The organism is Cupriavidus sp. a3 (assembly GCF_051015765.1).
In the GTDB taxonomy this organism is placed as follows: Bacteria; Pseudomonadota; Gammaproteobacteria; order Burkholderiales; family Burkholderiaceae; genus Cupriavidus; species Cupriavidus oxalaticus_A.
On sequence record NZ_CP170643.1, the window covers coordinates 2,413,279 to 2,432,690 of the forward strand.

Genomic DNA, 19,412 nt, shown 5'->3' on the forward strand with positions numbered 1-19,412 from the left:
TCCGGCGCCCCGCCAGGCGGGGTGACTTGTCTTGGCCCCGGGCGGGCTGGCGACTATCCTGAGTCACAAACAAGGACGTCGGGAACCCGTCGCAGCCAGCCTCCTGGGGGTGTGCCATGCAGCAGATACGCCTGGCGGCAATCGTCGCCGTGCTGGTACTCGTCGCCGGCGTGGTGTCGCGCTCGCTGGCGCATGCGTCGACCGAGGCCGTGCCGGTCTGGCTCGGCAGCGGCGTCACGTTTGCCGCGCTGCTGGTCTGTGCGCGCTGGTCATGGCCAGCGGTGCTGGCCGGGGCCGGGCTGGCGCTGGCAGGGTGGGGCATGGCCACGCACGGCCTGCCGCTGCGCGGGGCGGTCGCCTTCGGCCTGATCGAGGTCATCAGCCTGGGCACCGCCGGCTGGATCGCCACCTATGGCCGGCGCGATCCGCAAAGCCCGCCGGGAGCCACGCTGCTGATCGCGGGGGCGCTGGTCGGCTCGGCGCTGGGCGCTTCGCTGGCGGTCGAGCTATGGCGCTGGCAGCGGCCGGGACTGGACCTGCCGGTCGAATGGCGCGCCTGGGCCTTTTCCACCGCGGCCGGGCTGCTGCTGGTGGGGCCGCTGGCGGTGGCGTTCCGCGGCTTCCGCGTGCGGCGCTCGGGCGGCATGCCGATGCAGCAGTTCGCGGCCGGCGGGCTGGCCTTCGTGGTCTTTATCGTGGCGGTGCTGGCGGTGTTCTCGGACAACGCCGCGCAGCGCTTCGGCGGCCTTGCGCCCACGCTGGCCTACGTGCCGATGCCGCTGCTGCTTGCCACCGCGCTGCTGTGGGGACCGCGCGGCGGTGCCATTGCCACGCTGCTGGGCTGCCTGCTGATCATCCACCGCACCGCGGCCGGTGCCGGCCCGTTCAACGTCATCGAAGGCTTTCCGGGCGAAGCGGTGGTCGAGGTGCAGGGCTTTGTCATTGTTTGGGCGCTGGTGATGCTGCTCGGCCGCGCATTGTCCGAGGGCCGCCGCACCGCGCTGGAGGAAGCGCGTGCCTGGCGCCTGCGCTATGCGCGCACGCTGCAGGCGGTGGGCGTGGCCAGCGTCGAGTATGACGCGGTCACCGGCCGCGCTACATGGAGCGAGGGCGCGGCGGCGTTGCTCGGCGACACGATCCGCGACGTCAACAGCGTCGACGAATGGCTGGACCATATCGACGCCACCGACCGCGGGCTGGTGCAGGCCACCTGGTCCGCCGTGGCGCGCGGCGATGCGCCCGACAGCGTGCAGGAATACGCCGTGACGCTGCCGGGCAGCGGCCGCCTGCGCGTGCACGAGCGGCTGGCCGGCATCCGCGGCGCGGACGGCAAGGTAGAGCAGGTGGCGGCACTGCTGCGCCGTGCCGGCGCGGAGCCCGCGCATGTCTGACCCGGGCGTGTTCCTGATCCACGGCCTGGGCGGCACGCAGTATGACCTGGGCTCGATGCACAAGCGCCTCAAGCGCGCCGGCTTTGTCACGCACTCCCTGACGCTGCCGGGACACGGCACGCAACCCGAAGACCTGTGCGGCGTGCGCGCCGAGGACTGGCTCGAGGCGGTGCGCGCCAAATACCGCGAGATCATCGACCAGCATGAAACGCTGCACGTGATGGGCATGTGCATGGGCGCGCTGCTGGCGGTGGAAACGGTCAAGCGCGAGCAGCACACCAGGGGCCGGCTGGTGGCGCTGGCGCCGCCGGTCTATATCGACGGCTGGGCCACGCCATGGTATCGCAGCCTGCGCCCGCTGCTGTACCGGATTCCAGGCGTTCCCAACCGGATGAAGGTGGAAGAGGAAGAGCCGTTCGGCATCAAGAACGAACAGCTGCGCGAGATCGTCAAGGCCAAGTTCGCGCGCGGCGAGAACTTCCACTACCAGTGGGTGCCGCTGGCGTGCATCCGCGAAGTCGATCGCTTGCGCGGCTACGTGCGCAAGGGGCTGCAGCGCATTGCCTGCCCCACGCTGGTGGTCCACGCGCGGCTGGACGAGCTGACCAGCCTGCGCTCCGCCAACTTCCTGGTCGAGCAGATCGGGCAGGGCAAGCGTGCCGGGCAGGCGCGCATGCTGGTGCTGGAAGACAGCTACCACATGGTCTGCGTCGACAATGACCGCGAGCTGGTGGCGCGCAATGTGCTGGAATTCTTCGAGGCCAGCGTGGGCACGTCGCTTGGCATGGCGGGTGCGGAGCGCGACGATGCGCGCATGACGCCGGACCAGATGACCGGGCTGCTGGCGGCGGCGCGCGCGGACCTGGAGCAGGGCGACCTGGCCGCGCTGTATGCGCGCGGCAAGGGCGATTTTGCGTGGTTCCAGCCGGGCGCCAACCGGACCAGCGGGGTCTATCGTGGCGATCGTGGCCTGGCGCGGCTGCGCGAGTGGGCGGATGCGGGGCTGGCGTTCACCGCGTTCGGCGCGCCGGTGCTCAACACCGGCATGGCCGTGGTGCCTGCGACCTTGCGCAGCGGCACGCTGGCCTCGCAGGGCGTGCTGGCGTTTGCGCTGCGCGACGGCAGGCTGCTGGAGGGGCGGTGGTTCCCGGACGAAGTGGCGCTGGAAGATGCGTACTTCGGCGGCACGCCGGCGCTGCAGGGGCCAAGCCCCGCTGAAAAAGCCTTCGAGGCCGCCGCGGCGTTGTCGAAGACGCTGCGCCAGGCGCCCGACAACGACACCTTGCTGTCGCTCTATGCGCTCTACAAGCAGGGCAGCGTCGGCGACGTCAGCGGCGACCGCCCGGGCATGATGGACATGGTCGGGCGCGCCAAGTACGACGCCTGGGCCGCCCGGCGCGGCTTGCAGCGCGAGCAGGCCATGCGCGACTATGTGGCGCTCGTCAACCAGCTCAAGGCGGCGGAAACGCAATCCGCCTGAAGCCGGGTTGCGTAGCTGCCGCGATCAGTTTCCGCTGAACACCGGCGTGCGCTTGTCCAGGAAAGCCTGCACCGCCTCGCGGTGGTCCGCAGTCTGGTGCGACAGGGCCTGGAAGCCGGCCGACAATTCCAGCAGCGTGTCGAGGCGGGTGTGCATGGCCTCGCGCATCAGCCGCTTGGCCAGCCGCACCGCATGCGGCGGGTTGGCCGCGATGCGCCCGGCCAGCTCGTATGCGGTCGGCAGCAGCGCCTCGGGCGCCACCACGCGCGACACCAGGTTCCATTCCAGCGCGGTCTTTGCATCGATCGCCTGCCCGGTAAAGGTCATCTCGGCGGCACGCGACAGCCCGATCACGCGCGGCAGCAGCCAGGCGCCGCCATCGCCGGGGATGATGCCCAGCTTGACGAAGGATTCGGCGAACTGCGCGCGCTCCGAAGCGATGCGGATATCGCACATGCAGGTCAGGTCCAGGCCCGCGCCCATGGCGGCGCCGTTGACGGCGGCGATCACCGGCACTTCCAGGTTGAACAGCGCCAGCGGCAGGCGCTGGATGCCGCAGCGGTAGTCCTGCCGGATCTCCATGCCCGGCACCTGGCCCGAGGCCTGGCGTTCCATGTCCTTGATGTTGCCGCCCGACGAGAACGCCGTGCCGGCGCCGGTGATGACCACGGCGCGCACGCTGCGGTCGGCATGGATGCGCTCGATCGCGGCCAGGAACTCAGCCACCGCGGTGTTGCCGGTCAGCGGGTTGCGGCGCTCGGGCTCGTTCATCGTCAGCGTGACGATGTGGCCGTCCTGTGCGTAGAGGAGGAAGTTGCTCATGGTGGGTGTCTCCGGGGGGGCATCGGGTTCAGTTGCTGCCGCCAAGGCTAAGTCAGCCGGGGCGGCCGCGTCCAATATTCATTTGTTGGCGGGCGATAGCGGGCATGTATCGATTGCCGGGGCGATTCTCGGGACTTCAGTATGTTATGCAGGGCGATGAATTCTTTCGTGCAGCCGGTAGCAGGCCACGCATGACTTGCGCAATACCCCCAGAATCCGGAAAGTAGGGGGCAGCCTGCCCGCTGCCTTGTTAATCCTGGATCCCTGCCCATGACAGTCGTCGTACTCGCGATGGACGGATCGCCCGACAGCGTTGCCGCCGCCCGCCGCCTGGCCAGCCGCCCGCTGCTGGCCGGGCCCTTGTCCGTGCATGTTGCCCATGTCTCGCCGGTGCCGGGCAGCCCCGGCCTGTCCCGGGCCGCGCAGGCGCGCGCGCCGGCCCGGGCCTGAGGCGGCGCCCATGGAACTGCCGCTGCTGCTCGCGCTGCCGCTGCTGGCCGCCGGACTGACCTGGGTGATCGGCATGCGCGCGCCGCGGCTGGTGGCGCCCGTCATCGTCGGCCTGCCGCTGGTCGCGCTGGTACTGCTGCTGCAGCTGCGCGGCGCGGTCTTCGACCAGCCAGAGGACGGCCTTGCCTGGCGCGTGGGCTGGCTGCCCGCGCTGGGACTCGACCTGTCGCTGCGCCTGGACGGCCTGGCCTACCTGTTTGCGCTGCTGGTGGTCGGCGTGGGCCTGCTGGTGATCCTGTACGCGCGCTACTATCTGGCGCGCAATGAATCGGCGGTGCGCTTCTTCTGCCTGCTGCTGCTGTTCATGGCGGCCATGCTGGGCGTGGTGCTGGCCGGCAACCTGCTGTTGCTGGTGGTGTTCTGGGAGCTGACCAGCATCCTGTCGTTCCTGCTGATCGGCTTCTGGTCGTGGCGCGGCGATGCCCGCCAGGGCGCCCGCATGGCGCTGGCCGTCACCGGCGGCGGCGGGCTGGCGCTGCTGGCCGCGGTGCTGCTGCTGGGCCATATCTGCGGCAGCTTCGAACTGTCGGTGGTGCTGGCGCAGGCCGGCAACGTGCAGCGCCACCCGCTCTACATGCCGATGCTGGTGCTGATCCTGCTGGCGGTCTTTACCAAGTCGGCGCAGTTCCCGTTCAGCTTCTGGCTGCCGCAGGCGATGGCCGCGCCCACGCCGGTATCCGCGTACCTGCACTCCGCCACCATGGTCAAGGCCGGCGTGTTCCTGCTGGCGCGGCTGTACCCGGTGCTGGACGGGACCAACGGCTGGTTCTACCTGGTCAGCATGACGGGGCTGGCCACACTGATCTTCGGCGCGGCGATGGCGCTGCTGCAGCGCGACCTCAAGGGGCTGCTGGCGTATTCCACCATCAGCCACCTGGGACTGATCACGCTGCTGTTCGGGCTCGATACCCAGCTGAGCACGGTGGCGGCGATCTTCCACATCATCAACCACGCGGTGTTCAAGGCGTCGCTGTTCATGGCCGCCGGCATCATCGACCACGAGACCGGCACGCGCGACCTGGAACGGCTGCACGGGCTGGCGCGCTACATGCCGCATACGGCGGTGCTGGCGATCGTGGCGTCGCTGTCAATGGCGGGCGTGCCGCTGTTCAACGGCTTCCTCAGCAAGGAAATGTTCTTTGGCGAGACGCTGGCGCAGGGCCTGCTGGGCGAATTCAACTGGGTCATCCCGGCGGCGGCGACCATGGCCGGCGCGCTGACGATGGCGTATTCGCTGCGCTTTATCTACGGCGTGTTCTTTGGCGGCAGGCAGCCCGACGTTCCCAACTATCCGCCGCACGAGCCGCCGCGCTTCATGAAGGTGCCGGTGGAGTTCCTGGTCGTGATCTGCCTGGTGGTGGGACTGGTGCCGGCCTACACGGTAGGCACCCTGCTGGCGGCGGCGTCGCTGGCCACGCTGCGCGCGCCGCTGCCGCCGTACAGCCTGAACCTGTGGCATGGCGTCAACCTGCCGCTGCTGATGAGCCTGCTGTCCATGACCGGCGGCGCGGCGCTGTTCTTCCTGCGCCGCGATGCGCTGCGCCGCTGGCAGCAGTCGCTCGAGCACCTGAACGCGCGCCGCTCGTTCGAGAGCGGCATGCGCGCGCTGGAGCGCATTGCCACCGCGATCACGCGCGCGCTGGAGAGCGGCTCGTTGCCGGGCTATATCGCCTGGATGCTGCTGGCGCTGCTGGCGATTCCGGCGTGGTTCCTGGCCGATCTCGACACGCTCGCCGGCACCGTCCCGGCCGGCGCGCTCGACCCGATGGGCGCCGCGGCGCTGGCGATACTGGCGGTGCTGGCGCTTGCCGTGGTGGCCGCGCGCGGGCAGCGGCTGGCGGCGCTGGTGCTGCTCAGCGGCTGCGGGCTGATGGTGTCGCTGGTGTTCCTGCGCTTCTCGGCGCCGGACCTGGCGCTGACGCAGCTGTCGGTGGAAGTGGTGACGGTCTTGCTGCTGGTGCTGGCGTTGTTCTACCTGCCGCGCGAGACGGCCGAGCAGGGCGGCCCTGCGCGCCGCATCCGCGACGTGATGCTGGCACTGGGCGGCGGCACGCTGCTGGCGGTGGCAGCCTACGCGGTGATGACGCGCCCGTTCGACCCGGTATCGGCCTTCTATGTCGAGCAGGCGGTGCCGGGCGGCGGCGGCCACAACGTGGTCAACGTGCTGCTGGTGGACTTCCGCGGCTTCGATACCATGGGCGAGATCTGCGTGCTGCTGATCGCCGGCCTGGCGGTGCAGGCGCTGCTCAAGGGCATGCGCCTGCCGACGCCGTCGGCCGCGCCGGACGGGCTGCCGTGGACCAGCCAGGCGCATCCGCTGCTGCTGGCCATGCTGGCGCGGCTGATGCTGCCGCTGACGCTGCTGGTGGCGGTCTTTATCCTGCTGCGCGGGCACAACCTGCCCGGCGGCGGCTTTATCGCGGCGCTGGCCACGTCGGTGGCGCTGCTGCTGCAATACGTGGCCAACGGCGTACGCTGGACCGAAGCGCGCATCGCGCCGGACTACCGCGCCATTGCCGGCGCCGGCATCGTGCTGGGGGGGCTGACCGGCCTCGGCAGCCTGGCCTTCGGCTACCCGTTCCTGACGACGGCGTTCGGGCATTTCCACCTGCCGGGCATCGGCGAAATCGAACTGGCTACGGCCATGATCTTTGACCTTGGGGTGTTCTGCACCGTGACCGGGACCACGCTGGTCATCGTCTCGCACCTTGGGGTGCGCAACCTGCCGCCCGCGCGCGCTACGGAGGACGACTGATGGCCGCCCTCTATGCCGTGACGATCGGCATCCTGGCTGCCTGTGGCATCTACCTGCTGCTGCGCGAGCGCGTCTTCACCGTGGTGCTGGGCCTGACGCTGCTGTCGTATGCGGTCAGCCTGTTCCTGCTCGGCATGGGCCGCCTGTCGATCGGCCGGCCGCCGGTGATCGTGCCCGGCGCCAGCTACGCCGATCCGCTGCCGCAGGCGCTGGTGCTGACCGCCATCGTGATCGCGTTCGGCATGACGGCGTTTGCCGTGGTGCTGGCGCTGCGTTCGCTGGGACTGACCGGCAGCGACCATGTCGATGCCGCCGGCGAGCCGGAAGGCGCCCCGGTGCACGACCCGGACGGCGACGATGAAGCGCGGGGGCCACGCCCATGAACCACGCCGTGCTGCTCCCCATCCTGCTGCCGATGTTCGCCGGCGCGCTGCTGACGGCGATGCCGGCGCAGGCGCTGCGCGCGCAGCGCGCCGTGTGCGCGGTAGCGACACTGTTGCTGCTGCCGGTGGCCATCATGCTGATGCAGCACGCGGCAGGCGGCGCCATCGAGGTCTATGCGATGGGCAACTGGGCCGCGCCGTTCGGCATCGTGCTGCAGCTGGACCGCACCGGCGCCATGATGCTGGCGTTGACCGCGGTGCTGGCCGTCGCGGCGCTGGCCGCGGCAGGCGACGGCACCGCGCGCGAGGGCCGGCATTTCCACGCGCTGTTCCAGTTCCAGCTGATGGGCCTCAACGGCGCCTTCCTGACTGGCGACCTGTTCAACCTGTTCGTCTTCTTCGAGATCCTGCTGATCGCCTCCTACGCGCTGCTAGTGCACGGCGCCGGGCGCGCGCGCATCGGCGCCGGGTTCCATTACGTGATCCTGAACCTGGTGGCGTCGTCGTTCTTCCTGGTGGCGATTGGCGTGCTGTACGGGCTCGGCGGCACGCTCAACATGGCGCACCTGGGCTTGCGGCTGGCCGGCCTGCCGGCGCAGGACCTGCCGCTCGCGGTAGCGGCCGGCGTCATGCTGATGCTCGTGTTCGCGCTCAAGGCGGCGCTGTTCCCGCTGTACTTCTGGCTGCCGCGCGCCTACGCCAGCGCCACCGGCCCGGTCGCCGCGCTGTTCGCCATCATGACCAAGGTGGGCATCTACGCCATGCTGCGCTGTGCCGCGCTGCTGTTCGGCGGCGCGCAGGGCTTGCTGGGGCCATTCCTGGATGACTGGGTGTTTCCGCTGGCGCTGGTGACGCTGGCGATCGGCGGCATCGGCGCGGTGGCCGCCCGCACGCTGCGCGCGATGACGAGCTACCTGGTGGTAGCGTCGGTGGGCTTGCTGTCGGCGTGTGTGGCGATGCAGACGCAAGCCGGCTGGGCCGCCGCGCTGTACTACCTGCCCAGCACCACGCTGTGCACGGCGGGGCTGTTCCTGCTGGCCGATGCGCTGGAGCCGGATCCCGCGCACGACGGCGCGCCGCCGGTGGCCTCGCGGCTGGCCGGGGTGCTGTACCTGGTCGGCGTGCTCGCGGCGGTGGGCCTGCCGCCGCTGTCGGGTTTCCTGGGCAAGGCCATGATCCTGCGCGCGACCCCGGCGCCGTGGATGCCGGTGCTGTGGCCGGTGGTGCTGCTGTCGAGCCTGCTGCTGCTGATCGCGGTGTCGCGCACCGGCACGCGGCTGCTGTGGCGCCTGCCGCATGAGGCGGCGCAGGTGCCGGAAGGCGCCGAGCATCTCGACGAGGACCATCCCAGCGCCGCGCGCGCCCGCGTGCGGCCGGACCCGCGCAAGCTGGCCTGCTGCGCACTGCTGCTGGCGGGCAACGTCGCGCTGACCGTGTACGCGCGGCCGGCCACCGAATATATGGCGGACGCCGCCGCGCAGCTGCTGGACCGCGCGGCCTACATGCGGGCCGTGCTGCCCGCGCAGAAGGAGTAGGCCATGCTGCACCGCCTGCTGCCGCATCCCTGGCTCAGCCTGATCCTGCTGCTGATGTGGCTGATGCTGGCCAACAGCATCGCCCCCGGGCATTGGCTGCTGGGCGCGCTGCTCGGCTGGGCCATCGGCCGGCTGGCCGACCGCTGGCTGGTGCTAAGCGCGTTCCGGCTGTCGCGTCCCGACCTGATCCTGCGCCTGAGCATCCATGTGCTGATCGACATCGTCATGGCCAATATCGAAGTGGCGATCCTGGTGCTGGGCCGCACCGCGCGGTTGCGGCCGGCCTTTATCGTGGTGCCGCTGGATGGGGAGCACGAACTGGCCACCACGGCGCTGATCAGCATCGTCTCGCTGAGCCCCGGCACGCTGTGCGCCGAACTGAGCGACGACCGGCGCGCGCTGCTGGTCCATGTGCTCGACCTGGAAGAAGAAGCTGCGCTGGTCGAACGCATCAAGTCGCGCTATGAAATCCCGCTGAAGGAGATCTTCCAATGCTTGCCATCGTGATACCGGTGTGCCTGGTCATCCTCGGGCTGGCCTTCCTGCTGACCTTTGCGCGGCTGCTGCGCGGGCCCAGCCTGCCGGACCGCATCGTGGCGCTCGATACGCTCAATATCAACGCCATCGCGCTGATCGTGCTGCTGGGCATCAGGCTCGATTCGGCGATGTTCTTCGAGGCGGCGCTGCTGATCGCGGTGATGGGCTTCGTCGGCACGGTGGCGCTGGCCAAGTACCTGCAGCGCGGCGACATCATCGAATACTGAGGAGCCATGGCCATGCTGCATCCCGTTGCGGAGTTCGTTGTCTGCGCGCTGCTTGTGACCGGCAGCGTATTCATGCTGGTGGGGGCGATCGGGCTGTTCCGCCTGCCGGATTTCTTCATGCGGCTGCACGGGCCCACCAAGTCGACCACGCTGGGCGTGGGCGGGGTGGTGCTGGCGTCGGTGGCGTATTTCAGCTTCCGCGGCGATGCCAGCCTGCATGAGCTGCTGGTAACCGCATTTCTGTTCCTGACCGCGCCGATCAGTGCGCACATGCTGTCCAAGGCCGCGTTGCAGCGCCAGCTGCCGGTGGACCCGCGCACGCGCGGCAGCGGCTGGATGCCGCGCATCCGCGACTGAGGGCCTTCAGGCGTTCTGCAGCAGGCGCATCAGGCGCTGCGCGTCGAACGGCGCCTTGACCTTCTTGTCATTGTCGAAATAGCAATAGACGTCGCGGTGCGCCGCCTTGCGCGGGCGCCTGGGCGAGATCCGCTGCGCATCGGCCGGTTCATGGCCGCTGGCCCATTTTTCCAGCCGCGCGGCCCAGCGGTGCAGCGCCTTGTCGGAGTAGCTGCCACCGTACAGCGTCTGGCTGCCGTGCAGCCGCAGGTAGAGGAAATTGCTGGTGATGTCTTCGGCGTAGGGCCAGTCGGCGACGGCGTCGGAGATCACCAGCGCCACGCGGTGGCGTCGCAGCAGCGCCGGGAATTCGGGCGTGCAGAAGCTGTCGTGCCGGATCTCCACCGCGTGCCGGATCCGGCGACGGCGCCGCGTCTCGCACCAGGGTTGTTTGACCCGGCTGTCATGCTCGCGCGCCAGTTCGCGCGCGCTTTGGGTGTCATGCGGCAGCAGGGCAAGGAAGCGCTCCATCCGCTCGGGATCGAAGGCAAAGCTGGGCGGAAACTGCCACAGCATCGGGCCCAGCTTTTCCTCCAGCGCCAGCACGCCGGACGCCAGAAAGTTGGCCATGGCCGGGCGCGCCTTGTCGTCGCGGACGCGCAGCATGTGCGTCAGGTAGCGCGATCCCTTGACGCTGAAGACAAAATCGTCGGGCGTGGCGTCGTACCACGCGCGATAGCTGCGCAACGTCTGCAGCGCGTAGTGCGAGCCGTTGATCTCGATGGAATCGACCGCGCGCGAGGCGAACTCCAGCTCGCGCCGTTGCGCCAGCCCCTTGGGATAGAACACGCCGCGCCACCCGTCGTAGCGCCAGCCCGAGATGCCGATCCGGATCATTGCCTTGCCTGCGAGTGCCCTGTATTTTTTCCAATATGCACGCCACGCACGGCGCGCAGGCCTTGCCAACGCCTACAGGAGGAAAGGTTCCATGACTGCCACGCAAGTTTCGCGCCTTGATGCCTGCGCCTATCTGCTGCACCTGCTGCTGCAGCGCGCCGAGGCCAGCCAGCCCGGCTTCCTGGAAGACCTGATCCGGGGCGTTGCCGCCGACCGCGCCGCCATGCCCGAGGTGCCGGACCGGGAACACGCGCTGCCGGTATTCGACGAAGTACTGCGCATGCTCGAATTCGCCAACGCACAGATGAAGGAAGCGCAGGCACTGGGACGGCCCTGACGACGTTGCGCCACGGCAGGCAGCGCCGTCTGGTTTACTTTCGCGGCCAGGTGTCCTACACACACTGAGGCGATCCCGGGCTTCCAGCGCGCCGGGCAAGGGGACTTCCAATGGCTTTGCCGAATGCCGACCACCCGGATTTCGACCACATTTTTGCGGGTGCGATCCCCGACGTATACGCGTCGATGATGGTGCCGATGATCTTTGCGCCCTATGCCGCCGACCTGGCCGAACGCATCGCCGCGCTGCAACCGCGCCGGGTGCTGGAACTGGCTGCCGGCACCGGCGTGCTCACGCGCGAACTGGCGCGCCGGCTCGCGCCCGACGCCATCATCGTCGCCACCGACCTCAATGCGCCGATGCTGGCGCGGGCCCAGGCCGAGGGCACGGAGCGCCCCGTGACCTGGCGGGAGGCCGACGCGATGGCGCTGCCGTTCGGCGATGCCAGCTTCGACCTGGTGGCTTGCCAGTTCGGCGTGATGTTCTTCCCGGACAAGGCCAAGGCCTTCGCCGAGGCGCGCCGCGTGCTGGTGCCGGGCGGGACGCTGGCGTTCAACGTTTGGGACCGGATCGAATTCAACGCCTTTGCCCGCGATGTCACGGCGGCGCTGGCGCGCCTGTTCCCCGAATCGCCGCCGGATTTCATGGTGCGCACGCCACACGGCTATCACAGCCAGGTGGCAATCGAGCAGGACTTGCGCCAGGGCGGCTTTACCGCGCCGCCGCTGTTCGAGACCGTCACCGCGACCAGCCGCGCCGATGACGCCCGCATCCCTGCGGTGGCGTACTGCCAGGGCACGCCGCTGCGCGCGGACCTGGAGCGGCGCGGCCCCGACGCGCTGGCGCGGGCGACCGAGGCGTGCGCACGGGCGTTGGTGGCGGCATATGGCGACGGTCCGGTCTCCGGCCCGATGCAGGCGCACGTGGTGATGGCCGGCGCCGGCGCGTGACGGATGTCCGGGCATGGCGCCAGCGGCAAGCGCGCCATCGGTCCGCCCGTCAGGCCACGCGCCAGGCCACGCGCCGGGCTGCCGGAAAACGGCTTATTCCCTACACTGGATTGATACGGATCACCGCCCGCAGCACGGAGCCTGGCACACCCGCATGGCGCGCCAGGGAGGGAGCCTCGGATGCAGCCGGACCAGCCAGACCACAAACCCGTGTCGCTTGCCCTGCAGGGCGGCGGCATGCACGGCGCCTTCACCTGGGGCGTGCTCGACCGCCTGCTGGAGGACGGCAGGCTGGTGATCGAAGGCGTCAGCGCCACCAGCGCCGGCGCCATGAACGGCGCGGTGCTGGCCTATGGGCTGCTGCAAGGCGGCAGCGCCGGCGCGCGCGAGGCCTTGCACTCGTTCTGGCTGGCGATCTCGAACTCGGCCCAGCGCTACAGCCCGTTCCGCTGGATGCCCTGGTTCAAGACCGGCCATACGCTGGGGCTGAACCATTCGCCCCTGTACGCCATGGCCGACATTGCGCTGCGCCTGCTATCGCCGTACCAGTTCAATCCCAACAACCTGAACCCGCTGCGCGAAGTGCTCGGCACACAGGTGGACTTCGCCGCGCTGCGCGAGCATTGCCCGATCCAGCTCTACCTGTGCGCGACCAATATCGAGACCGGCCGCATACGCATCTTCCCGCCGGAGGAACTGAGCATCGATGCCGTGCTGGCGTCAGCCTGCGTTCCCACGCTGTTCCAGGCGGTGTGCATCGATGGCCAGTACTACTGGGACGGCGGCTATGTCGGCAACCCGGCGATCTTTCCGCTGATCTACCACTGCCAGACCCGCGACGTGGTCATCGTCCATATCAACCCCATCGTGCGCCGCGGCGTGCCGACCTCGGCGGCGGATATCCTCAACCGCGTCAATGAACTCAGCTTCAACTCATCGCTGATGCGCGAGATGCGCGCCATTGCCTTTGTCACGTCGCTGATCCAGCAGGGCAAGGTGGACGGGCGCGAGATGAAGGAGATGTGGATCCACTCGATCCGCTCCGACGAAACCATGGCGGCGCTCGGCGTGTCGACCAAGTACAACGCCGACTGGGGCTTCCTGTGCGCACTGCGCGACCAGGGCAGGGCGCAGGCCACGGCCTGGCTGGCGCAGCACTACGACAGCGTCGGCCGGCGCTCCAGCATCGACATCAGCGGCGAATTCCTGTGACGCCGGGAGGGCCCGGCTGCGCCAGCCGCCACGCCAGGTTGCCGCGCGCGCGCGCCTCGTAGCGCGCGTGGAACAGCTCGGTGTGGAAGATGCGCGGGCTGTCCAGCAGCGCGCGCAGGAAGGCACGCTCGGCGGCGTCGTAGGCCTGGTCGTCGAGGTCGGTGCGCTCGGCGCGCAGGCAGGCGCCGTTATGGCGGAAGCGCCTCCGGCCGCAGCCCAGCGCGGCCAGGTCGATATCCGCGGTAAAGCGGCCCGCCGTGCTGGCAGGAATGCCGTCGTGGACGGTTTCCAGCACCAGTGCGGCGATCCGGCCGGCCGTGGCCATGCCGGTCCCCCATTGCCGGATCCAGCCGGCGCTGCGCGCCTCGTTGTCGGTCGCACCGGGCACATAGATCACGTCATGGCACCACAGCGCCAGTTCCACCGCATCGGCATCGGCCGTGTCGATGGTGCTGCGTGCCCAGTCCAGGTCGCGCAGGCAGCGGCGGATGTGGTCGAGGGTGTGGTAATGGCGGCCCGGCTCGCCATAGCGGCCGGCAAGGTCGGCATAGGCGTCGCGCGCATGCGCGCCGCCCGCGCGCGTCCACACGGCATGGAAGCGGTCCTCGAGCTGGCGGGCCTGGAGCGGAGTCATTGGCGCACAGGGGTTGTGGTGTCGCTGGCAGTGCCGGATACTTCGCCTTCCAGCTGCGCCAGCAACGCTGCGGCCTCCTGCTGGTCGGCGGTGTCGGCGCCTTCGGTCAGCGGGGCCAGGTACCGGGCCAGCGTCTCGCGCGCCATTTCGGCCTTGCCTTGCGCGCGCCACAGCCTGGCCAGGCTGCGCGCGGCGCGCAGCGCCAGCAGCCGGGCGCCTTGCTCGCCGGCGATGCCGAGCGCCCGGTGGAAGCAGGCTTCCGCTTCCTCGAGTCCGGGCGGCTGCATCCGGCACAGCATGTCGCCGCGCAGCCGCCACAGCGTGGCTTCGTCCAGCCGCTCGCCGGTCTTTTCCGCCAGCGCCAGCCCGCGCGCTATCGCTTCCTGCGCGGCTTCCGGCTGTCCGGCCTTGCAACAGGCATCGGCCAGCAGCGACAGCAGGTTGGGCGTGCCGAGCACGGCGCCGGTGCCCTCGTAGGAAGCCAGGCCATGGCGGATCCGGGCGATCCCCGCCTCGGCCTCGCCAAGTTCGGCCATCGCCCAGCCTTGCACGACGGTTCCCCACGCGAGGTAGATCGGGAAACCCTGTTCGCCCGAAATCGCGATTGCTGCCTCCGCATACTCGCGTGCCAGCTTCGCTTCGCGCCGGCACTGGTGCACTTCCGCGGCGAAGACCAGGCACAGCGCCAGGTTGTAGGCATCGGGCCGCGCGCGCGCCATCACCAGTGCTTCCTGGCACAGCGCGCGGGCATGGTCGGGACAGCCGAGGTACCACAGGATCCAGCCCAGCGTGCTGGTCGCGTGCACGGCCGGATCGCGCCCGTAGCCCATCAGGAAGTCGTAAGCCTGCGAATCGGGGTGGGGCAGGCCGATCACCGTCTCCATATGCGAGCGCGCGGCGTCGAGCTTGCCCAGCCGGAACAGCGTGGCGCCCAGCACGCGATGGCCTTCGGCCAGTTGCTTGGGCCGCTGCGACTGCAGCGCCAGGCCGAGCAGCCGCTTGCCCAGCGGCAGCGCCACCTGGTATTGCGCGCGCAGCTGGTAGAAGGCCCACAGGCCGAGCTGCGCGGAAAAGACGTAAGGGGTCTGACGGCCCTGTTCGCACAGCGCCAGCGCGCGCCGGTAGTTGGCCTCGACTTCCTGCGACGCCTGCCCGCGCGCGGCCATCAGCGCCGGCCCCAGCGTCAGCAGCAGCGTCAGTTCCTGGCGCGCGCGCTCGGCGGTATCGGGCTGGCGCTTGAGCAGCTCGATGGCGGCGCTCAGGTGCCGGATCGCCTCGGCCTGCGCCGAGCGCTGCAGCGCCTGCTGGCCGGCGCAGTGCAGGTATTCGACCGCCTTGGGCACATTGCCGCTGAGGCTGTAGTGGTGCGCCAGCTCGCTGCAATAGTCCTTGAGCCGGCCCTGGAACAAGTCTTCGATCGCGCGCGCCGTGGCTTCATGCAAGGCGCTGCGGCGTTCCGTCAGCAGCGAGTTGCCCGCGACTTCCTGGGTCAGCGCGTGCTTGAAGACGTACTCGACCTCCGGGAATGCCGGGCGTTCATGGATGAAGTCCGCGGCCTGCAGGTCGGCCAGCAGCGGATGCAGCCTGTCGTCCTCGAGCCCCGCCACGCGCAGCACCAGGCTTTGCGGGAATTCCTTGCCGATCACCGCCAGCGTCTGCAGCAGTTCTTTCTGCGCCAGCGGCAGCCGGTCGATACGCGCGGCCAGCACGCCCTGGACCGTGGTCGGGATATGGAGCAGCGCCGGCGCCTGCTCGATGCGGTAGCAGCCGGGCTGGCCCAGCAGCGCGCCTTCCTCGGACAGGGTCTGGACCACTTCCTCCATGAAGAACGGGTTGCCTTCGGTCTTGTCGAGGATCAGCCGCTTCAGCGGCACCAGGCTCTGGTCGTCGCCCAGCAAAGCGGTCAGCAGGCCCTGCGCCTCGGCCGGGCCCAGCGGCTGCAGCCGCAGCTGCGAGTAATGCGGCCCCGCGTCCCAGCGATGGGTGTATTCGGGCCGGTAGTTGACCAGCAGCACCATGCGCGCGGCGGGCACATGGTCGACCATCATGTTGAGGAAGGCTTCGGTCTCGCCATCGAGCCATTGCAGGTCTTCGAAGATCAGCATCAGCGGCTGGTTGACGCTCTCGCGCACCAGCAGCCGGGCGATCGCGTCAAAGGTGCGCTGGCGCCGGATCGACGGATCCATGGTCGGCAGCGGCGAACCCGGTTCGGTGGTGCCGAGCAGGTAGAGCAGGTAGGGCAGGTTATCTTCCAGCGAACGGTCGAGCGTCAGCAGCCGGCCCGTCACCTTCTCGCGGCAGGCGCGGTCGCCGTCCTGCGCGGTGATCTGGAAGTAGTTCTTCAGCAGTTCGATCAGCGGCAGGTAGGCAAAGGCCTTGCCGTGCGAGACCGAGAACGTCTCCAGCGCCAGGCAGCCCTGTTGCGAGCGGGTCTTGAACTCATGGAACAACCGCGACTTGCCGACGCCCGCTTCGCCGACCACGGCGACAATGCGCCCGCTGCCCGCCTTGGCGTGCTCCAGCGCCTCATTCAGATGCTCCAGTTCCTGCTGGCGCCCGACGAAGCGCGCCAGCCCGCGGTGCGCCGCCACCTGCAGCCGCGTGCGCAACGCGCCCAGGCCCACCACCTCGTACACCGCCAGCGGCTCGCGCACGCCCTTGACATGGGTGGTGCCCAGCGCCGTGAACTCGAAATAGCCCTCGGCGAGCTTGTGTGTGGATTCGCTGACCAGGATCGATGCCGGGGTGGCAATCCCTTCCATGCGCGAGGCAATGTGGATAGTGTGGCCGACCGGATCGTAATCGGTATGCAGGTCGTCCTTGCGGATCGATCGCACCACCACCTCGCCGGTATGGATGCCGATGCGGATCTGGAGCGGGATGCCTTGCTCCAGCCGGACCCGGTCGCTGTGGCGATGCATCGCGCCCTGCATCCGCAGCGCGGCGTACAACGCGCGCAGGGCATGGTCCTCGTGCGCGATCGGCGCGCCGAACAGCGCCAGGATGCCGTCGCCGAGGAACTTGGCGACATAGCCTTCGTAGTGGTGGACCGCCTCCATCATCAGCGTCACGACCGGGTCGATCAGGCGGCGCGAGTCTTCCGGGTCCATGTCCTGCGTCAGCGCGGTCGAGCCGGCCATGTCAGCGAACAGGGCGGTGATGGTCTTGCGCTCGCCGGCGGCCTCGCCGCGGGCTTCCATCGCGGCCTGTTCGGCCAGGATGCGCTCGGCGAGGTGGGGCGGGGTGTAGTGCACGGGGGCGGTCGCCGGCGGCCGGGGCGGCTGGGGCGGCTGGGGCGCGGGTTGGGGCGCAGGTCGCGGCGCGGCTGTATCGCCGAGGGAAACACCGCAGGCGCGGCAGAACTTGGCCGCTGGCGTGGCTTCAGCGCCACACTGTGGGCAAATGCGGGCAAGCCTTGCCCCGCACTCCTCGCAGAAGTTGGCGCCCGCAAGGTTCGCGAAGCCGCAATGCGTGCAGCGCATTTCGCCTCCTGACCGGACCGGGTCATGCCGACCCGCCTGTTCAGACTATTAGAGGCAGATTTGGGCGGCGTGGCAAGGTGAGGGCGGTGGTGGCGCGGTGGTGGCGATACAGGGCCGGCTTCGGCACAATGCAGGGCCAGCCATGTGCCGCGGGCACGGTATCCGCTTGAGGAGAACCGCCATGAAAAAGAGCGAAGCGCAGGACAGCAGCCAGGACAGCATTCCGGCTTCCGAGCTGATCGATGCCAGGATCCGCGAGCTCGGCGACTGGCGCGGCCAGATGCTCGGCCGGCTGCGCGCGCTGGTCAGGGAAGCCGACCCCGAAGTCGTCGAGGAATGGAAATGGCGCGGCGTCCCGGTCTGGTCGCACGACGGCATCATTTGCACCGGCGAGACCTACAAGAACGTTGTCAAGATGACCTTCGCCAAGGGTGCGGCGCTGGACGATCCTGCCGGCCTGTTCAACGCCAGCCTGGAGGGCAACACCCGGCGCGCCATCGATTTCCAGGAAGGCGACAAGATCGACGAGAAAGCGCTGAAGACACTGGTCCGCGCCGCCGTGGCGCTGAACCAGTCCACGCGCAGGCGCTAGCCTCAGGCAGCAAGGCGCCGCTGCTGCCGGCGCATGCCGTCGAAGATCGCATCGGCCAGGTCCAGGGGGAATTCCGGCGGCAGCGCGGAAGCGGCGGCGTCGATGGCCCGGCCGGTCTGCGACACGACCTCGTCGAGCATCGACCCGACGTCGTCGGGCGAGAAGCCGATGCGCTGTCCCTGGGCAAACCAGTGTCGCCGCTGGATCTCCTGGATGGCGTAGTGCGAATTCTTGCCGTGCAACGCCATCGCCAGCCGGGCCCGTTGCGGCGCCACCTGGTTCTTGCCCCTGCCGATGATCGGATGCGCCGACAGGATGTCGTACAGCGGCGTTGCTTCATAGCGGCTGCCCGGCAGATGGCTGATGCTGAAGTTCTTGCCATGGCCATCAGTGGCGGCAAGCAGCCAGAACACGATCTGCGCGAGGAAGAAGTTGCGGCGATCGGACAGCGCCGAGCGCGAGCCGGAGAGGATGTCGGCGATCTGCTGGATGCCGGGCCCGCCGTCCGACTCGTACTTCTGCAATGCCGACGTCCCGGTGGCCTGGCACATGTCTTCCTGCGGCAGGCGCAGCAGCCAGGAACCGTCGGCCGAAGGCTTGCGGTCGAAGCGTTCGACCACCAGTGCCTTGACATCCCCGAAGCGCGCGATCTCGCAGGCAGCGACCGGCAGGCCAAAGGCGGCGACGATCCTGGCGCAGAGCCATTCGTTTTCCACCGAGGTCCGCATGTCGGCGCGCATATTGCCCACCAGTCCCATCGGCAGCTTGAAGATATGCGTGGTAGGCGTACTGCCTTGCGGCAACAGCCAGTGCCCGCCCCAGCGCAGCAGCGCGGTCTTCTCCTGCGCGCCGGCGATGGACAGGCGCAGGTCATCGATGGGCTCGCGCAGCCCGAGCACGGGCTCGGCCGTGGCCTCATGCAGCAGGGTGGCGATCTCGGTCTCCGACAGCGGGCGGCCCTGGACGCGCTTCAACGCCGTCGGTGCCTCCTGCGGCGGCAGCATCTGGAGGGCGCCGGCACAGTCGCGGCCGAGCTTGGCCAGCAGCGCGAAGGCGTCGGTCCCGCCGGTCCGGTACCGGGCCGCGATGCGCCGCCTGATGGCATCGCTGTCGGGCAGCAGGTTGTCGAAATAGTTGGCGACGACGGGCCCGCGGTGGGGCTGGTTGCCCGGCGTAAAGGGTAATGACAGGGACAGCGGCCGGCCTTGCGGGTCGGCAATCCAGTCCTCGCGATAGGCCAGCCGGTCGCCGGCGGGCGTGGTTTCCCAGTGACCCACCGGCAACCCGTTCATCCACAGATCGAGACGCCTCGCCTGCGTGCCGCGCGCCATG

The 19,412-nt window shown here is 69.3% G+C and carries 18 protein-coding genes; 13 read left to right on the forward strand and 5 right to left on the reverse strand.

From position 1 onward, the window contains the following. Positions 1-116: 116 nt before the first annotated feature. Both ACAD63_RS11740 and ACAD63_RS11745 read left to right on the forward strand, forming a co-directional pair. Positions 117-1,391 (forward strand): MASE1 domain-containing protein, encoded by a 1,275-nt coding sequence (locus ACAD63_RS11740; RefSeq protein ID WP_135705269.1) that lies wholly within the window; start codon positions 117-119, stop codon positions 1,389-1,391. Continuing rightward, positions 1,384-2,871 carry an acyl-CoA-binding protein gene (locus ACAD63_RS11745; RefSeq protein WP_434032676.1) on the forward strand — a complete coding sequence of 496 codons (1,488 nt, stop codon included), beginning with the start codon at positions 1,384-1,386 and terminating at the stop codon, positions 2,869-2,871. The genes ACAD63_RS11740 and ACAD63_RS11745 overlap by 8 nt, the downstream gene beginning before the upstream one ends. 24 nt (positions 2,872-2,895) lie before the next feature. On the opposite strand, the gene ACAD63_RS11750 is transcribed toward ACAD63_RS11745, so the two are convergent. Next, a complete protein-coding gene (locus ACAD63_RS11750) occupies positions 2,896-3,693 on the reverse strand; it encodes a crotonase/enoyl-CoA hydratase family protein (protein ID WP_434032677.1) in 798 nt (265 codons plus the stop codon). 270 nt (positions 3,694-3,963) lie between these two features. Between ACAD63_RS11750 and ACAD63_RS11755 the strand changes: the two genes are divergently transcribed. From ACAD63_RS11755 to ACAD63_RS11785, 7 genes are read left to right on the forward strand one after another with little or no spacing between them, the layout of a single operon-like run. Then, the gene (locus ACAD63_RS11755) at positions 3,964-4,143 is read left to right on the forward strand and encodes a hypothetical protein (protein WP_135705266.1); all 180 of its coding nucleotides are present in this window, start codon (positions 3,964-3,966) and stop codon (positions 4,141-4,143) included. A gap of 10 nt (positions 4,144-4,153) precedes the next feature. Further along, a complete protein-coding gene (locus ACAD63_RS11760; RefSeq protein ID WP_434032678.1) occupies positions 4,154-6,958 on the forward strand; it encodes a monovalent cation/H+ antiporter subunit A in 2,805 nt (934 codons plus the stop codon). Then, positions 6,958-7,341: a Na+/H+ antiporter subunit C gene (locus ACAD63_RS11765; protein ID WP_133096160.1), complete on the forward strand. Its 384-nt coding sequence runs from the start codon at positions 6,958-6,960 to the stop codon at positions 7,339-7,341. Before ACAD63_RS11760 ends, ACAD63_RS11765 begins: the two co-directional genes overlap by 1 nt. Next, positions 7,338-8,876, forward strand: a complete 1,539-nt coding sequence (locus ACAD63_RS11770) for a monovalent cation/H+ antiporter subunit D (protein WP_434032679.1) — start codon at positions 7,338-7,340, stop codon at positions 8,874-8,876. Before ACAD63_RS11765 ends, ACAD63_RS11770 begins: the two co-directional genes overlap by 4 nt. Positions 8,877-8,879: 3 nt before the next feature. Beyond that, positions 8,880-9,383 carry a Na+/H+ antiporter subunit E gene (locus tag ACAD63_RS11775; protein ID WP_434032680.1) on the forward strand — a complete coding sequence of 168 codons (504 nt, stop codon included), beginning with the start codon at positions 8,880-8,882 and terminating at the stop codon, positions 9,381-9,383. After that, positions 9,368-9,640 carry a K+/H+ antiporter subunit F gene (locus ACAD63_RS11780; RefSeq protein ID WP_135705261.1) on the forward strand — a complete coding sequence of 91 codons (273 nt, stop codon included), beginning with the start codon at positions 9,368-9,370 and terminating at the stop codon, positions 9,638-9,640. The genes ACAD63_RS11775 and ACAD63_RS11780 overlap by 16 nt, the downstream gene beginning before the upstream one ends. Before the next feature lie 12 nt (positions 9,641-9,652). Then, positions 9,653-9,997, forward strand: a complete 345-nt coding sequence (locus ACAD63_RS11785) for a Na+/H+ antiporter subunit G (protein WP_434032681.1) — start codon at positions 9,653-9,655, stop codon at positions 9,995-9,997. 6 nt (positions 9,998-10,003) lie between these two features. Here the strand turns inward: ACAD63_RS11785 and ACAD63_RS11790 are convergent, their stop codons facing one another. Continuing rightward, a complete protein-coding gene (locus ACAD63_RS11790; RefSeq protein WP_135705260.1) occupies positions 10,004-10,873 on the reverse strand; it encodes a DUF72 domain-containing protein in 870 nt (289 codons plus the stop codon). 91 nt (positions 10,874-10,964) lie between these two features. On the opposite strand from ACAD63_RS11790, the gene ACAD63_RS11795 reads away from it, so the two are divergent. The 3 genes from ACAD63_RS11795 (at position 10,965) to ACAD63_RS11805 (ending at position 13,372) form a co-directional block, all read left to right on the forward strand. Next, on the forward strand, positions 10,965-11,210 hold the full coding sequence (locus ACAD63_RS11795) for a hypothetical protein (protein WP_135705259.1): 246 nt from the start codon (positions 10,965-10,967) through the stop codon (positions 11,208-11,210). A gap of 110 nt (positions 11,211-11,320) precedes the next feature. Beyond that, positions 11,321-12,160 carry a class I SAM-dependent methyltransferase gene (locus tag ACAD63_RS11800; protein ID WP_135705258.1) on the forward strand — a complete coding sequence of 280 codons (840 nt, stop codon included), beginning with the start codon at positions 11,321-11,323 and terminating at the stop codon, positions 12,158-12,160. A 180-nt stretch (positions 12,161-12,340) separates the two neighbouring features. Then, positions 12,341-13,372 (forward strand): patatin-like phospholipase family protein, encoded by a 1,032-nt coding sequence (locus ACAD63_RS11805; protein ID WP_133096152.1) that lies wholly within the window; start codon positions 12,341-12,343, stop codon positions 13,370-13,372. Here ACAD63_RS11805 and ACAD63_RS11810 read toward each other — a convergent pair. Continuing rightward, positions 13,353-14,006 carry an HD domain-containing protein gene (locus tag ACAD63_RS11810; RefSeq protein WP_434032682.1) on the reverse strand — a complete coding sequence of 218 codons (654 nt, stop codon included), beginning with the start codon at positions 14,004-14,006 and terminating at the stop codon, positions 13,353-13,355. The genes ACAD63_RS11805 and ACAD63_RS11810 overlap by 20 nt on opposite strands. Next, complete coding sequence (locus ACAD63_RS11815) at positions 14,003-17,488, reverse strand: adenylate/guanylate cyclase domain-containing protein (RefSeq protein WP_135705256.1); 3,486 nt, start codon at positions 17,486-17,488, stop codon at positions 14,003-14,005. Before ACAD63_RS11815 ends, ACAD63_RS11810 begins: the two co-directional genes overlap by 4 nt. Positions 17,489-17,669: 181 nt before the next feature. On the opposite strand from ACAD63_RS11815, the gene ACAD63_RS11820 reads away from it, so the two are divergent. Then, positions 17,670-18,080, forward strand: a complete 411-nt coding sequence (locus tag ACAD63_RS11820) for a DUF1801 domain-containing protein (RefSeq protein ID WP_135705255.1) — start codon at positions 17,670-17,672, stop codon at positions 18,078-18,080. 2 nt (positions 18,081-18,082) lie between these two features. Here ACAD63_RS11820 and ACAD63_RS11825 read toward each other — a convergent pair whose 3' ends face one another. Further along, positions 18,083-19,411, reverse strand: coding sequence for a type II toxin-antitoxin system HipA family toxin (locus ACAD63_RS11825; protein ID WP_135705254.1), 1,329 nt, complete (start codon positions 19,409-19,411; stop codon positions 18,083-18,085). Between the last annotated feature and the right edge of the window lies 1 nt (position 19,412).

Coding starts and splice junctions, on each gene's coding strand:
- ACAD63_RS11745 (WP_434032676.1), top strand. CDS start 1,384: ATGTCTGACCCGGGCGTGTTCCTGATCCACGGCCTGGGCGGCACGCAG.
- ACAD63_RS11800 (WP_135705258.1), top strand. CDS start 11,321: ATGGCTTTGCCGAATGCCGACCACCCGGATTTCGACCACATTTTTGCG.
- ACAD63_RS11760 (WP_434032678.1), top strand. CDS start 4,154: ATGGAACTGCCGCTGCTGCTCGCGCTGCCGCTGCTGGCCGCCGGACTG.
- ACAD63_RS11750 (WP_434032677.1), bottom strand. CDS start 3,693: ATGAGCAACTTCCTCCTCTACGCACAGGACGGCCACATCGTCACGCTG.
- ACAD63_RS11770 (WP_434032679.1), top strand. CDS start 7,338: ATGAACCACGCCGTGCTGCTCCCCATCCTGCTGCCGATGTTCGCCGGC.
- ACAD63_RS11810 (WP_434032682.1), bottom strand. CDS start 14,006: ATGACTCCGCTCCAGGCCCGCCAGCTCGAGGACCGCTTCCATGCCGTG.
- ACAD63_RS11815 (WP_135705256.1), bottom strand. CDS start 17,488: ATGCGCTGCACGCATTGCGGCTTCGCGAACCTTGCGGGCGCCAACTTC.
- ACAD63_RS11805 (WP_133096152.1), top strand. CDS start 12,341: ATGCAGCCGGACCAGCCAGACCACAAACCCGTGTCGCTTGCCCTGCAG.
- ACAD63_RS11790 (WP_135705260.1), bottom strand. CDS start 10,873: ATGATCCGGATCGGCATCTCGGGCTGGCGCTACGACGGGTGGCGCGGC.
- ACAD63_RS11820 (WP_135705255.1), top strand. CDS start 17,670: ATGAAAAAGAGCGAAGCGCAGGACAGCAGCCAGGACAGCATTCCGGCT.
- ACAD63_RS11780 (WP_135705261.1), top strand. CDS start 9,368: ATGCTTGCCATCGTGATACCGGTGTGCCTGGTCATCCTCGGGCTGGCC.
- ACAD63_RS11825 (WP_135705254.1), bottom strand. CDS start 19,411: ATGGCGCGCGGCACGCAGGCGAGGCGTCTCGATCTGTGGATGAACGGG.
- ACAD63_RS11755 (WP_135705266.1), top strand. CDS start 3,964: ATGACAGTCGTCGTACTCGCGATGGACGGATCGCCCGACAGCGTTGCC.
- ACAD63_RS11785 (WP_434032681.1), top strand. CDS start 9,653: ATGCTGCATCCCGTTGCGGAGTTCGTTGTCTGCGCGCTGCTTGTGACC.
- ACAD63_RS11765 (WP_133096160.1), top strand. CDS start 6,958: ATGGCCGCCCTCTATGCCGTGACGATCGGCATCCTGGCTGCCTGTGGC.
- ACAD63_RS11740 (WP_135705269.1), top strand. CDS start 117: ATGCAGCAGATACGCCTGGCGGCAATCGTCGCCGTGCTGGTACTCGTC.
- ACAD63_RS11795 (WP_135705259.1), top strand. CDS start 10,965: ATGACTGCCACGCAAGTTTCGCGCCTTGATGCCTGCGCCTATCTGCTG.
- ACAD63_RS11775 (WP_434032680.1), top strand. CDS start 8,880: ATGCTGCACCGCCTGCTGCCGCATCCCTGGCTCAGCCTGATCCTGCTG.